The following is a 13,365-nucleotide window of genomic DNA, read 5'->3' as shown; positions in this document are numbered from 1 at the left end:
ACCGTGTGGGCGGGCGGGTTTTGCTCCCGCCCGCCCGCACGTATGCTCGCAGGCGCCCGAAGAACCGCAGGACGCACGTGCGGACTGCACGACCGAGGTCGAAAGGCGTTGATCGGTGGAGCGACCGAGCTGGGCACCCGCGGACATCGACCTCGATCGGCCGAGTGTGGCCCGCGTCTATGACTACTACCTGGGCGGCTCGCACAACTTCGCCGCCGACCGGGCGTTCGCCGAGCAGGTCCTCAAGTTCATGCCGGCCGTGGCGGCGCTGACCCGCAGCAACCGGGCCTTCCTGCGCCGCGCCGTGACCATGCTGGCCGCGCAGGGCGTGCGGCAGTTCATCGACCTCGGCTCGGGCATCCCCACGGTGGGCAACATCCACGAGCTCGTCCCGGGCGGCAAGGTCGTCTACGTCGACAACGACCCGGTGGCGGTCGCGCACAGCCGGGCCATCCTGGCCGAGGTGCCCGACACCGCCGTCGTCGCCGCCGACCTGCGCGCCCCCGCGGACGTGCTGGCCGCCCCGCAGGTCCAGGGACTGATCGACTTCACGCAGCCGGTCGCGTTCGTGCTGGCCGCGGTGCTGCATTTCGTGCCCGACGAGGACCGCCCCGCCGACATCGTCAGCGGGTACGTCGCCGCGGGCGCGCCGGGCAGCCACGTCGTGCTGTCCCACGCCGGCCTCGACCGGCCGCTCACGCCCGCCGAGGACGCGGCGTGGGAGGTCTACCGCAAGTCCCCGACGCCGCTGATCCTGCGCAGCCGCGATGAGGTCACGAAGCTGCTGGGCGACCTCACCCTCCTGGATCCCGGCGTGGTCGCGACCCACGAGTGGCGGCCGGACCCGGACGACGAGACCCCAGCCGACGGCAACGCGATCGGCTGCGCCGCCGTCGCCCGCAAGGACTAGTGCACCCACTGATCATGACCGCCCTCAGCCCCACGCCGACGTCGTGGGACCGCCCGCACCGAGCCGCCGAGCGGCTCGCCCGCGTCTGGTCGCTGGCCATCGCCGGCACCAGCTACGTGTCGATGAGTGGCATGGAGGTGCAGGACTTCCTCACCGCCCTGTCGACCCGGCTCATCCACGCGCTCACGGCCGAGACCCTCGACCTGGACGACGTGCGCGAGGTCGGCTCCACGCTCGTCGCCGCGCACTTCACCGAGCCGACGACCCTGGAGCGGACCGTCGCGGTGCTCAGCGAGCAGTTCGCGAAGGCGCCGACCAGGCGGGTCGCGGAGATCCAGGGCGCGCTCGCCGCCGGCTACGCGCAGGCGCTGCGCGACCGGATCCTCGACGAGCAGGAGGAGATCCGCACCGCGGCGCTGTGGGCCCGGGCCCGCGCCGAGGAGAGCCGCCGGGTCAGCGAGGCCCGCTTCCAGGCGGTCTTCGCCGGCGCCGCGATCGGGATGTGCATGAGCACCGTCGACGGCGTGGTCATCGAGGTCAACCAGGCGCTGTGCGACATGCTCGGCTACACCGCCGACGAGCTGCGGGCGATGACCTTCGAGGACTTCATGCACCCGCAGGACCCGCCGGTCGCGACCGGGATGTTCGAGGAGCTGCTGTCCGGCGGGCGCGACCAGTTCCGGATCGAGAAGCCGTACATCCACAAGGACGGCCACCAGGTGTGGACCGACCTCGTCGCGTCGGTCATCCGCGACGAGGACGGCGAGCCGAAGTGGCTGGTCTCGATGGTCGAGGACATCACCGAGCGCTACCTGCTGCAGCTGCGCCTGCGGCACCAGGCCCTGCACGACCCGCTGACGCAGCTACCCAACCGGACGATGTTCTTCGACCGGCTCGCCGAGCTGCTCGCCGGCGCCGAGGAGGAGCCCGGGTCCCGCGTCGGCGTGTGCTACCTCGACGTCGACGGGTTCAAGGTCATCAACGACACGCTCGGGCACGACGTCGGCGACCAGCTGCTGCAGACCGTCGCCCGGCGCCTCGCCCGCTCGATCTCCGGCGACGGCCAGCTGGTCGCCCGGATGGGCGGCGACGAGTTCGTGGTGCTCATCGAGCGGGCGGGCGGCACCGACGAGGTCGTCGCGGTCGCCGAGCGGGCGCTGGACACCGTCCGCGCGCCGGTGCACGTCGGCGGGCACGAGATCAGCATCTCGGCCAGCATCGGCGTGGTCGAGCAGCCGCTGCGCGGCACCAGCACCGGCGAGCTGATGAAGGCCGCCGACACGACGCTGTACTGGGCGAAGGCCGACGGCCGCAACCGGCTCGCGCTCTTCGACGCCGAGCGGCACGCCCGCGAGGTGACCCGCTACGAGCTGTCGGCGAGCATGCCGGCCGCGCTGGAGCGGCGCGAGTTCTTCGTCGAGTACCAGCCGCTGGTGCGCCTCGGCGACGGCGTGACGATCGGCGTCGAGGCCCTCGTCCGGTGGCGGCACCCGCGCTTCGGGGTGCTGGGCCCGGACGCGTTCATCGGCATGGCCGAGGAGACCGGGCTGATCGTGCCGCTCGGCCGGTGGGTGCTGCACGAGGCGTGCAAGCAGGCCGCCCGCTGGCACCGCGAGCACGGCGACCGGGCGCCGCTGATGAGCGTCAACCTGGCCGTCCGGCAGATGCGCGACCGCACGATCGTCAGGGACGTGAAGGCGATCCTGGAGCAGACCGGCCTCGCCCCCGACCGGCTGCAGCTGGAGCTGACCGAGAGCGCCGTCATGGGCAGCGGCGGCGAGCCGACCGAGGCGCTCAACGCGCTCGCCGCGCTCGGCCCGCGCATCGCGATCGACGACTTCGGCACCGGGTACAGCAACTTCGCCTACCTGCGGCACCTGCCCGTGCACAGCCTGAAGCTGGCCGGCTCGTTCGTCGCCGGGCTGCGCCCGCCGGAGGGCGCCGACCCGGTCGACCAGAAGATCATCGCGGCGGTGATCGGCCTCGCCCACGCCCTGAACCTGAGTGTCACAGCCGAGGGCGTCGAGACGGCGGAGCAGGCCGACCGGCTCCTGGCCCTCGGTTGTGACACCGCACAGGGGTGGTACTACGCGAGCGCCGGCCCCCCGTCCGCGATCAGGCTCTAGCCCAGCGCGTAGGGGTTGACGTCCTCGTTCATGTCGACCATCAGCTGCGACCACAGGTCCGCCTCGTGCCGGTCGGCGCCGACCAGGTCGTAGGACCCGTCGGTGAAGCCCGGATCGATGTGGAACTCGGGCAGGTCGGTCTCGTCGATGTACTGCGACTCGTCGCTCACATCGCCGAAGGTCGGCTGCTCGTCGTGGAAGTCGCCCAACGCGTCCGCGTCGACGGCGTGCGCACCGTCGTGGCTCTCGGTGTCGACGCCGAAGTCGTCGTGGTGCTCGTCGAACTGCTGGTCGGAGGAGAGCAGGTCAGCGCCACCGTCGGGGTCGACGTGGAGGCCGTCCTCCATCTCCCAGTCGATGTCGTAGTCGCTCATGGCCCGCTCCCGGCTCGTCTGGTTACCTGGAAAACGGTAGGCGGATCCGCCGATCGGCTGATCCCCGAAACGTGCCATGACCGACTGCGGGCCTTCACGGCCTTACGGCTTTTGCGGCAATGGCCGTACGGCTGTACGGCCCTACGGCTTGCGCCTTTTTGCGGCTTACAGCTTACGGCTGGAGCCACCAGGGGCTGGTGTACGCGAGGCCGAAGTCGTTGCAGGGGTGGCCGTTGGGGCCGGGGCTCGGGTTGGGCCGCGTGGGGTCCGAGACGCGCAGGACGACCCAGTCGCCCATCGCCACGTCCAGCGGCACGGTGAAGCGCACCACCTGGTTGGCGACCGTGTCGATCACGTCCGCGACGGTCGGGGCGGTGACGCCGGGCCGCAGGACCTGGATCCGGACCGGCTTTCCGTTCCAGTCCGGGCCGCGGTCGAGGTCCAGCGCGAAGCGCACGTCGCCGCGGGCGAGCGGCAGCACCCCGCCCATCCGGACGTCGTTGGCGGTGGCGTCGACGCGCAGGCCGGAGACCCGCGTGGCGAAGAAGCGGCGGGCCCGCATCGCCTCCAGGACCCCGGCGCGGGTGTTCTGCGTCACCCACAGCCCGGTGCGGCCCTTGCCCTCGGGGAAGCCCCAGTCGGTGCCGTGCTCGTCCGAGACGCCACTGAGCCCGGTCCGCCACCCGGCGTTGAGGCAGGCGTTGAGGGCGGAGGTGCGCCCGTCGGACCAGCCGTCGAAGAGGTAGTCGTCGCCGCGGTTGAACATCTCCAGGCTGACCATGGCGTCGCGGGCGGCCGCGGAGTAGGAGAAGTTACCGAAGCGGGCGATCTCGCGGCCGGGGTGGTTGAAGCTGGCGATGCCCCCGTTGCCGGTGATCCAGTTGTACAGGCCGCCCATGTTGCTCGATCCGCCGAGATCGGTGAACCCGTTGGTGAACCAGACGTTGACGTGGCCGAGCAGCGGGTGCGACCACTCGAAGCCGCGGATGGCGGTGTAGTTGCCGGGGTCGTCGGCGGCGTCGGCGAGGGCGCCGGTGCGGTCCCACTCCGGCTTCGACAGGCCGCCGATGCCGAACAGGGTGGTGTGGTCGGTCAGCGCGGCGACGTCCAGGCCGGCCGAGCGCATCGAGGCGAAGGCGAGGGCCGGGTCACCGTCGCCGTCCGACATCACGGTGTGGTTGTGCAGGTCGGCGTGGACCAGGCCGGTGCCGGCGGTGATGGCGGACGCCCGGGCGGCCCCGGCCAGCGCGGCCGGGCCGGCGCCGACGGTCGCGGCCGTGCCGGTCTCGGCGCGGGTGGTCCGGCCGTCCGCGGCCGCGACGCCGGGGGTGGCGAGGACGAGCAGACCGCCGGCGCCCGCGGCGAGCAGCCCCCGGCGGTCCATACCTTCATGACGGCCTTCGTGACGGTGATGGGAGTGGTCTCCAGTCATGCCCCACAGCACACGCCACCCGGCGCAACACGTCGATACATGTTGATGTCCGCCAGGCGAAATCCGTTCACATTTCAGCGGGTGCGGCGGTCCAGCCAGCCGTCGCCGTTGAGGTCCTCGTACCGCTGATCCATGACGCCGTCGTGGTTGGTGTCGATCTCGGAGGAGTTGATGAGGCCGTCGCGGTCCGTGTCGTGCCCGACGAACTCGGCCCGCCCGTCACCGTCGGTGTCCACGACGATGTCGACGCCGCCGTCCGCCCGGTTCACGTAGGTGTGCTGGTCCCACTTGCCGTCGCCGTCCCAGTCGACCCGGGTGTGGTAGCCGTCGGTGGGCGCCTGGCCCGCCCCGTTGGGCGCACCGTCATGCAGCACGCCGGCGATGCCACCCGCGACACCCGCCCCGTGGCCTGCCTCGCTCCCGTGGCCCGGCTGGTGCGCGCCGGCGATGGCGTCGAGCGCACCGGCGATCCCGTGCCGCCCGCCGCCCGCGGCGCCGCCGGCCTGCGCCTCCCCGAGCCCGGCCTGGGCGTGTGCCTGGCCGAAGCCGGCTGACGCCTCCGCCTGCCCGAAGCCGGCGTGCGCGCCCTGGCCGCCGGCGACCGCCTCGCCGATGCCGGCGCTCGCGCTGCGGTACACGGTGCCCTGGCCGCTGGAGTGGACCTCGCTGACGCCGTACGGGGACGCCTCGGCGAGCCCTTCGCTGCCCTGCGGGTCGGGCGCCTCGGCGAGACCGCCGTAACCATCCTGACCGTCGCCGTATCCCGCCGACGCGTACGAGCGGGGATCATCGGGCGCCTCGGCGAGACCGCCGTGACCGCCACCCTGGCCGTCATCGGACGCCTCGGACAGACCGCCATAGCCGCCGTCCTGCGGGTCAGGCGCCTCGGCGAGCCCGGCACCGCCGTAGCCCGGCTGCGCCTGGTCGAAGCCCGCGCTGCCGTAGCCGGCCTGCGCCTCGACGCCGCCCGCGGACGCGTACGCCCCACCGGGACCGGCGTGCGCCTCGACACCGCCGGCCGACGCGTGCGCGCCGTGGTCGATGGCGCCCTGCAGGTGCGCGGCCAGGCCGCCGTGCTGGACCTCCGGCTCGGGGGCGGCGTGCCGGCCGCCGGCCTGCTCCAGCGCGCCCAGCCCGTGGGCCGCGCTGTGCGCCACGCCGGAGCCCTGGCCGCCGCCACCCAGGTCGTGCCCGACGCTCTGCCCGCCGCCGTGATCGAACGACGGACCGCCGCCGCCGTGGCCGTGGACGACGTCGCCGATGCCCGAGCCGATCGAGGAGAACAGGCCGAACACGCTGGCCTTGCTCGTGCGCTGCTCGACCCGCGACTGCCCCACGTCGCCGCCGCCGACCTGCGCCTGGAGCAGCTCCAGTTCGTCGTCGCTCAGCCGGTACCCCGCGAGCGCGCCCGCCGGGTCCGCCGCCAGGCGCGCCTGGAAGCCCGGGTCGGTCAGCAGCCGCTCGAGTACGTCGTCGAAGTCGCTCATCGGAACAGTCCCCCAGGTTTGGTCAGTCGAGCTCGGGCATCGGAACGGGCTGCGGGCGGGGCCGGCAGGTGCCGCACTGCACCGCGTCCTCCACGACGAGCCCTTCGGCACGGCCGCGGCTCTGCGACCGGTGCACCTCCAGCAGGTACGGGCCGAACTTCGCATGGTCCTCGCACAGCCCGCGCGCGCAGAACCGGCACGACCCCCGCGCCGCCTTGGCACAGAACCAACAGAGCACGTTCGAACTCCCTCAGCCGACGATGCATTGCGAGTAGTAGGTGACGGTGATCGTTGCGGAGCCGGCATTGCCCGCGGGGTCCACCGCGCGCGCTGTCACGACGATTTTGGCGTCGGCGGTCAGTGTCACCCCGCCGAACGTGGCGGCGAACTGGTTCCCACTGGAGTACTTCGCCGAGCCGTTTCCCACCCTGGCGCTGATCGTCACCTTCAACGTCGATGTGGGGTCGACCTTGTCCACAGCGGTGACGGTGAGCGGCACGGTCGACGGGCCACCGTAGCGGCAGCCAGGCGGGTAGACGTAGGTCTGCTCGCTCGCGAAGGTCAGCCGCACGGTCGGCACCGTGGTGTCCCTCGGTGGCGGTGGCGACGTGGTCGGCGGGGGGCCGGCGGTCGTCGTGGTGCCGCGGGTCGGGGTCGGGGTCTTCGTCTTCGTCGGGGTCGGGCCGGTGGTCGGGGTGGCCGGCGCGCTCTCCGACGCCGATGCCGACACCGACGGTGACGGGGACTCCGACGGCGTGTCCGAGGGCGACGGCCCCGGCGACACGGTCGGCGTGCCGCCCGGCTTCGGCAGGGCGATGCCGTCGCCGCAGGTCAGGTCGGCGGAGGGGTCGGCCGCGACGGTCGAGCCGCCCTGGGTGACGGCGCCCGAGCCGACCTCCGGGGACGCGCTGCCGGCGGTCAGGGCGAACCTGGCCCGCCCGTCGTTGGCGACCGGGTCGCCGGCGCCGGTGACCGTGAGCTTCAGCGGCTCGAAGGCCGTCGTGGTGCTCGCGGTGTCGACCAGGGTGCGGCCGGAGCGCAGCGTGTACGCGCCGGTCGGCTGGATCGGGCGGCGGTCGACCGAGCTGACCAGCTCGCCGACGTCGAGCCGGGTGCCGGCGCACAGGACCGTGACGCTGCCGCCGCGGAACGTCATCGTGGCGGTGGAGCGGTCCGCGACGGAGACGGAGTCGCCGAGCTCGACGTACATCTTGCCGTCGCGCCGCAGGGTGTGCTCCTCGCCGTGGATCGTGACCGTCGTCTGCCCCCGCGTTGCGGTGATCAGGGCCTGGTCGGTCGGCATCTCGGCCCACACGGGCGCGGAGAAGAGGTTGCTGCCGGTCAGGAACAGGGCGAAGATCAGCAGCAGCACGAGCAGCCACCACAGCTTGCGTTCGAAGCGCTTGTCGACCGAGTCGTCGGACGGGCCGTAGACACCGGGCGGCGCGGCGAGCGGCGGGTACACCGACGGCGGGTGGGCGCCCGAGGACGGCGCGCGACCGCCGGCCACGGCGACGACGGCCGTGGGGCCGCCGATGAGCAGCGGCAGGCCGGCGACGGCGGGCAGCGTCCAGACGCGGGCGGCGGAGCGGGCGGTGGCGACCGGGCCGGACGGTGCCTCACCGTACGGGCCGATCATCGCGCCGCGGCCCACCTGCTCGCCCTCGGGCAGCAGCAGCGACCCGGACGCGACGACGATCGCGTCGGTGCCGCTCTTCAGGTACACCGGCTGCCCGGGCATCAGCTGTGCCGGGTGCGCGCGGCTCATGAGCCCGAGGCGGTCCTCCGGGCCGAGATCGGCGAGTGCCGGCGCATCCGCCAGCAGCGCCTCCAGCTCGGCCCACTCCACCGGCGGCGGGCCGGACACCGGGCCGACGGCCGCGGCGACCGTGGACGGCGGGATCGCGAGCAGGGTCGTGCCGGCGGTCAGCCAGCCGAGTGCGGCGGGCGCGCCGGTGATCGCGTTGGCGAGGCCGACGACGCCACCGCGGCCGACCCGCTCGCGGACGGTGCCGGTCGGATCGCCGGGGCGGCGGGCCTCCAGGGCGCCGTCGACGACGACGTAGACCGACTGCTGCGCGGCGCCGGCGAAGACCAGCTGCTCACCGGTCCGCGGGTGCACCCAGCGGGCCTGCTCGGCGAGCTTCGCGAGCGCGGCCGGCGGCAGGTCGGCGAGCTTGGACGCGCGCAGGGCGGCGAGCCGGCGCGGCTCGTCGCGGGACAGCTTGCGCTCGCCCATCCGGTCCCGTATCCGCCGGGCCCGCCGGCGCAGCCACGAGAACAGCAGGTAGACCAGCGGGGCGAGCAGCCCGGCGACGATGACGGCGAGCAGCGCGCGGGCGGCCCAGCCGGCGTTCCACAGGCCGGTGACGACGCCCGCGACCCGGTCGGTGTAGATCCGGTACATCAGGTTGACGGCGATGGCGAGCCAGACGACGGCGAGCATGCCGTACAGGGCGACGAGGCGGCCCTCCCGGTCGAGCTCACCGAAGCGGGGCGGGCGCCGGCGCAGGCGGGCGATGACCCAGGCCAGGCCGCGGGCCCGCAGGTTGGGCACCTCCAGCCAGTCCATGAGCAGGTAGTAACCGTCGAGCGCCATGAACGGGTTGAGGTTGAACAGCGCGTTGAGGTACCACGCGAACGCCAGCTTGAACGTCCACGGCTCCAGCTCCGGGTAGAACAGCCCGACGAGCTGGCAGGCGCCGGCGAGCACCAGGCCGGTCGCCGGGCCCGCGATCGTGGTGACGAGCCGCGCGCGCCGGCCGGCCATCCAGACGTCGGTGGTGTCCACGAAGACGGACGGGATCCCGAAGTACACCAGGAAACCGGCGACCGGGACCTTCCTGCCGGCGTGCTTCGCCCCCAGCGCGTGCCCCAGCTCGTGGCAGGCGAGCGCGACGACGTTGAGGCCGAGCAGCACCAGGGCGCCGGTGAAGTAGGAGTCGTCGGTCAGGAACACCGACTGGTCGGCGCGGAACCAGTTGAAGACGAAGACGCCGAGGCCGGCGAGCGCGATCAGCCCGGCGAGCACCGCGACGACCCGGGTGAAGAACAGCCGGCCGCCGGCCTTGTACAGGAACGTGACGATCGGGTCGACGCGGGCGATGACGACCCGGCGGCCCTGGGCGGTCGCGACGATCGCCTTGCCGAGCCGGATCGGCCACGGCCGCCGGTGTACGCGCTGCAGCCGGTGGAACGCGTCGACCGGCAGCTCGTCGAGCATGCGGTTGCCGGCGAGGTCGGCGACGACCCGGGTGACCTGGTCGGGGGCGAGCCGTCCGGCGATGCGGGCGAAGTCGGCGACGAGCCGTGCGACGGTCCGGGTGCCGTCCATGAGCTGCGCCAGGCTCCACTCCTCCGGCGTGAGCCGCAGGTAGCAGGCCTCGCCGTGGTCGGGCGAGCGCACCATCACGTAGTCGACGCCGCGGGCCGACGTGAGCGTGACCGCCTCGACCGACTTGCGCAGCACCGGCCGGGCCCTGGCAGGGTTGAGCCGATCCGTGACCGCCTGCCACAGACCCTGGTCGGCCGGGCCCAACGGAACTCCTGGGGCGCGCCCGGCGAGGGCCTCCCAGACACTGATGCGCGTCTCGATGACGGCCACGATCGCTCCTGATAGGGGCCACTGATTCCCGGCAGGGAGCGTAGGCCGCGAATGCGACCACGGGAAGGTTCCGTCCCGAACGTGACAACTCTTCGGCGAAGATGGCAGCGTGTACATCCTCGCCATCGACCAGGGCACGACCTCCTCCCGTGCGATCGTGTTCGACGCCGACGGCGCCATCGTGGCGCTTGACCAGCGCGAACACCGCCAGAGCTTCCCGAGACCGGGCTGGGTCGAACACGACCCCGTCGAGATCTGGCACCAGGTCCAGGCCGTGTCGACCCGCGCCCTCGACCAGGCGGGCCTGTCCCGCGCCGATGTCGCCGCCATCGGCATCACCAACCAGCGCGAGACCACGATCCTGTGGGACGCCGAGACCGGCGAGCCGGTGCACCCGGCGATCGTCTGGCAGGACACCCGCACCGACGCCCTCATCCGTTCCCTCGCCGGCGACGCCGGCCCCGACCGCTTCCGGGAGCGGTGCGGGCTGCCCCTCGCGACGTACTTCGCCGGACCGAAGGCGGTCTGGCTGCTGGACAACGTGCCCGGCCTGCGCGCCCGCGCCGAGGCGGGTGAGATCCGCTTCGGTACCGTCGACACCTGGCTCATCGAGAAGCTCACCGGCCGGCACGTCACCGACGTCACCAACGCCAGCCGGACGATGCTGATGAACCTCACCACGCTCGACTGGGACGACGAGCTGCTGTCGGCGTTCGGCATCCCGCGCGCGATGCTGCCGGAGATCGGCCCCTCCTCGCACGTGTACGGCGAGGCGAAGACGATGCTGCACGGCGTGCCGGTGGCGAGCGCCCTCGGCGACCAGCAGGCGGCGCTCTTCGGCCAGGCCTGCTTCACGCCCGGTGAGGCGAAGTGCACCTATGGGACCGGCTCGTTCCTGCTGCTCAACACCGGTCACCAGCCGGTGGCGAGCACGCGTGGCCTGCTGAGCACCGTCGGCTACCGCATCGGCGACGCCCCGGCCGTGTACGCGCTGGAGGGCTCCATCGCGATCACCGGCTCCCTCGTGCAGTGGCTGCGCGACAACCTGGGCCTCATCGGCTCGGCGCCGGAGATCAACGACCTGGCCGCCACCGTCGCCGACAACGGCGGCTGTTACATCGTGCCCGCGTTCTCCGGCCTGTTCGCCCCGCACTGGCGCCCCGACGCGCGCGGCGTCATCACCGGCCTGACCGGTTACGTCACCAAGGGGCACCTCGCCCGGGCCGCCCTGGAGGCGACCGCCTGGCAGGTCAAGGACGTCGTGGACGCCATGATGGCCGAGTCCGCCGTGCCGCTGGAGACCCTGAAGGTCGACGGAGGGATGACCGCCAGTGACCTCTTGATGGCGTTTCAGGCCGATGTACTGGATGTGCCGGTGGTCCGCCCGACGGTGTCAGAGACGACGGCGCTGGGTGCCGCGTACGCGGCGGGTCTCGCCGTCGGGTTCTGGCCCGACACGGAGACGCTGCGGGACAAGTGGCGGGTGGACCGGCAGTGGTCGCCGTCCATGTCCGCGGAGACCCGGGACAAGGGGCACGCGTCCTGGCTGAAGGCGGTGGAGCGCTCGTTCGGCTGGGCCTGAGCCGTCCAGCTGCGACCGGACCCGGTTATGTCGACTCGCTCCGCTCCCCGACATAACCGAAATTTCGGGTATGTCCGCGCAGCGGCATACCCGAAATTGGTCTGCAGTACTGCGGATACAGAGATCCGGTGGGCGCCCCGCCAGGCGCACCACCGGATCTCTTTTCTGGAGGGGAAACCAGCTTCTTAGCTCAGGAGGCGCTGAGCTACGGCCTTGGCCGTGTTGCTGCTGATGGCGAAGCCGACGCCGATGTTGCCGGCGGTGTCGCCCGAGGTCGCGATGGCGGTGTTGATGCCGACGAGCTGACCGGCGGTGTTGACCAGCGCGCCGCCGGAGTTGCCGGGGTTGATCGCGGCGTCGGTCTGGATTGCCCCGGTGATCTTCGCGGCGGCGGACTGGCCGTCGTTGCCCTCGTCGATCGTGCGGTTGACGGCGCTCACGATGCCGGCGGTGACGGACCCGTCGAGGCCGAGCGGGCTGCCGACGGCGAGCACCGTGTCGCCGACCTTGACGGACGAGCTGTCACCGAACACGAGCGGCTTGTACGTTCCTCCACCCACGATCTTGACCACGGCCAGGTCGGTGGCGGGCTCGGTGCCCACGATCTTCGCCTGGGCGGTCTGCCCGCTCGGGAACGTCACCTGCACCGACGTGCCCCGGGCCGTCGCGACCACGTGGTTGTTGGTGAGGATCGCCCCGTCGTCGGTGATGACCACACCGGAGCCGACCGCGTTGCCCGTGCTGATCGAGACCACGCTGGGCAGCACGTGCGCCGCGACGTCGGACAGGGTGGTGTTGGCGCCGGCGGTGCCGGACGAGTTGGCGGCGCCGACGACCGCTGGTGAGGCCGCGGGGCGCAGCTCGAGGGCCGCGAGCCCGCCGCCGAACGCCGACACCGCCGACAGCCCGATCGCCGCGACGATCCCCGCCACGGCGAGACCGACCCGGTTGCGCCTGCGCACCGGGCCCGGCACGAACACCGACCCGGGCTGCGGCTGCTGCTGCCAATGGAGCGGCCGGTGCATGTGCGGCACGTGCGGTGGCAGCTGCGCCGTCGGCAGGTGCGGCTGCTCCTGCCCGCTGTTGGGCTGTCCGCTGTTGTACTGCCCGGCGTTGGCCTGTCCCGCGTGGAGCTGCCCGGCGTGGGGCTGTCCGGCGTTGGTCTGTCCCGCGTGGAGCTGCCCGGCGCTGGTCTGCCCGGCTTGGGGCTGCCCGTATTGTCCGGAGAAGGGGTACGGCCCGTTCTGTCCGGCTGCGATGGGGCCGCTCTGCGCCACGGAGCGGAGGTTGCCGGCCTGCGGAGCGCCGTGCTGCGACGCCGGCCAGGTCTGGATGGGTCCGTTGACGCCGGCCTGAGCGCCTGGCGCGGGGTGCGCGGCTGCCTGGAAGCCGGCCGCGGCGGGCCGGGAGTCGTGTGCGGCGAGCTGCGAGCCGAGGGCGGCGGGCTGCGAGCCAGAAGCGGCGGGCGCGGCAGGCCAGGTGCCGTGACCAGTGGAAGCGGCGGGTTGCGGGTCGGAAGCGCCGGGCCAGGCGTCCTGACCAGCGGAGGCGGTGGGCTGCGAGTCGTGACCAGCGGACGCGGCGGGCTGCGAGCCAGGAGCGGCGGGCGCGGCAGGCCAGGCGCCGTGACCAGTGGAAGCGGCAGGCTGCGGGTCGGAAGCGCCAGGCCAGGCGTCCTGACCAGCGGAGGCGGTGGGCTGCGAGTCGTGACCAGCGGACGCGGCGGGCTGCGAGCCAGGAGCAGCGGGCGCGGCAGGCTGCGAGCCAGGAGCAGCGGGCGCGGCAGGCTGCGAGCCAGGAGCAGCGGGCGCGGCAGGCTGCGAGCCAGGAGCAGCGGGCGCGGCAGGCTG

General features: G+C 73.0%; 9 protein-coding genes. 3 read left to right on the top strand and 6 right to left on the bottom strand.

Annotation, left to right across the window (positions count from 1 at the left end; genetic code table 11):
* Positions 1-115: 115 nt before the first annotated feature.
* A complete protein-coding gene (locus ACFY3L_RS06835) occupies positions 116-910 on the top strand; it encodes an SAM-dependent methyltransferase (RefSeq protein ID WP_389319476.1) in 795 nt (264 codons plus the stop codon).
* A gap of 14 nt (positions 911-924) precedes the next feature.
* A complete protein-coding gene (locus ACFY3L_RS06830) occupies positions 925-3,036 on the top strand; it encodes a putative bifunctional diguanylate cyclase/phosphodiesterase (RefSeq protein ID WP_389319474.1) in 2,112 nt (703 codons plus the stop codon).
* Here the strand turns inward: ACFY3L_RS06830 and ACFY3L_RS06825 are convergent.
* The 5 genes from ACFY3L_RS06825 to ACFY3L_RS06805 all read right to left on the bottom strand — a co-directional run bounded on the left by ACFY3L_RS06825 (position 3,033) and on the right by ACFY3L_RS06805 (position 9,933).
* The gene (locus tag ACFY3L_RS06825; RefSeq protein ID WP_389319472.1) at positions 3,033-3,410 is read right to left on the bottom strand and encodes a hypothetical protein; all 378 of its coding nucleotides are present in this window, start codon (positions 3,408-3,410) and stop codon (positions 3,033-3,035) included. The genes ACFY3L_RS06830 and ACFY3L_RS06825 overlap by 4 nt on opposite strands.
* 172 nt (positions 3,411-3,582) lie before the next feature.
* Positions 3,583-4,794, bottom strand: coding sequence for a CehA/McbA family metallohydrolase (locus tag ACFY3L_RS06820; RefSeq protein WP_389319470.1), 1,212 nt, complete (start codon positions 4,792-4,794; stop codon positions 3,583-3,585).
* 122 nt (positions 4,795-4,916) lie between these two features.
* Positions 4,917-6,329 carry a hypothetical protein gene (locus ACFY3L_RS06815; RefSeq protein WP_389319468.1) on the bottom strand — a complete coding sequence of 471 codons (1,413 nt, stop codon included), beginning with the start codon at positions 6,327-6,329 and terminating at the stop codon, positions 4,917-4,919.
* A 22-nt stretch (positions 6,330-6,351) separates the two neighbouring features.
* Positions 6,352-6,567, bottom strand: a complete 216-nt coding sequence (locus ACFY3L_RS06810) for a hypothetical protein (RefSeq protein ID WP_033358663.1) — start codon at positions 6,565-6,567, stop codon at positions 6,352-6,354.
* 12 nt (positions 6,568-6,579) lie between these two features.
* The gene (locus ACFY3L_RS06805; protein ID WP_389319466.1) at positions 6,580-9,933 is read right to left on the bottom strand and encodes a cyclic nucleotide-binding protein; all 3,354 of its coding nucleotides are present in this window, start codon (positions 9,931-9,933) and stop codon (positions 6,580-6,582) included.
* Between the two features lie 109 nt (positions 9,934-10,042).
* Between ACFY3L_RS06805 and glpK the strand changes: the two genes are divergently transcribed.
* Positions 10,043-11,515, top strand: a complete 1,473-nt coding sequence (gene glpK / locus ACFY3L_RS06800; RefSeq protein ID WP_389319464.1) for a glycerol kinase GlpK — start codon at positions 10,043-10,045, stop codon at positions 11,513-11,515.
* A gap of 185 nt (positions 11,516-11,700) precedes the next feature.
* Here glpK and ACFY3L_RS06795 read toward each other — a convergent pair whose 3' ends face one another.
* Complete coding sequence (locus ACFY3L_RS06795) at positions 11,701-12,540, bottom strand: S1C family serine protease (protein ID WP_389319462.1); 840 nt, start codon at positions 12,538-12,540, stop codon at positions 11,701-11,703.
* Between the last annotated feature and the right edge of the window lie 825 nt (positions 12,541-13,365).

The sequence above is a fragment of the Dactylosporangium sp. NPDC000521 genome, assembly GCF_042898305.1.
In the GTDB taxonomy this organism is placed as follows: domain Bacteria; phylum Actinomycetota; class Actinomycetes; order Mycobacteriales; family Micromonosporaceae; genus Dactylosporangium.
The sequence above is the reverse complement of the archived record's forward strand: the minus strand, read 5'-3'. Positions and strand labels throughout refer to the sequence as shown.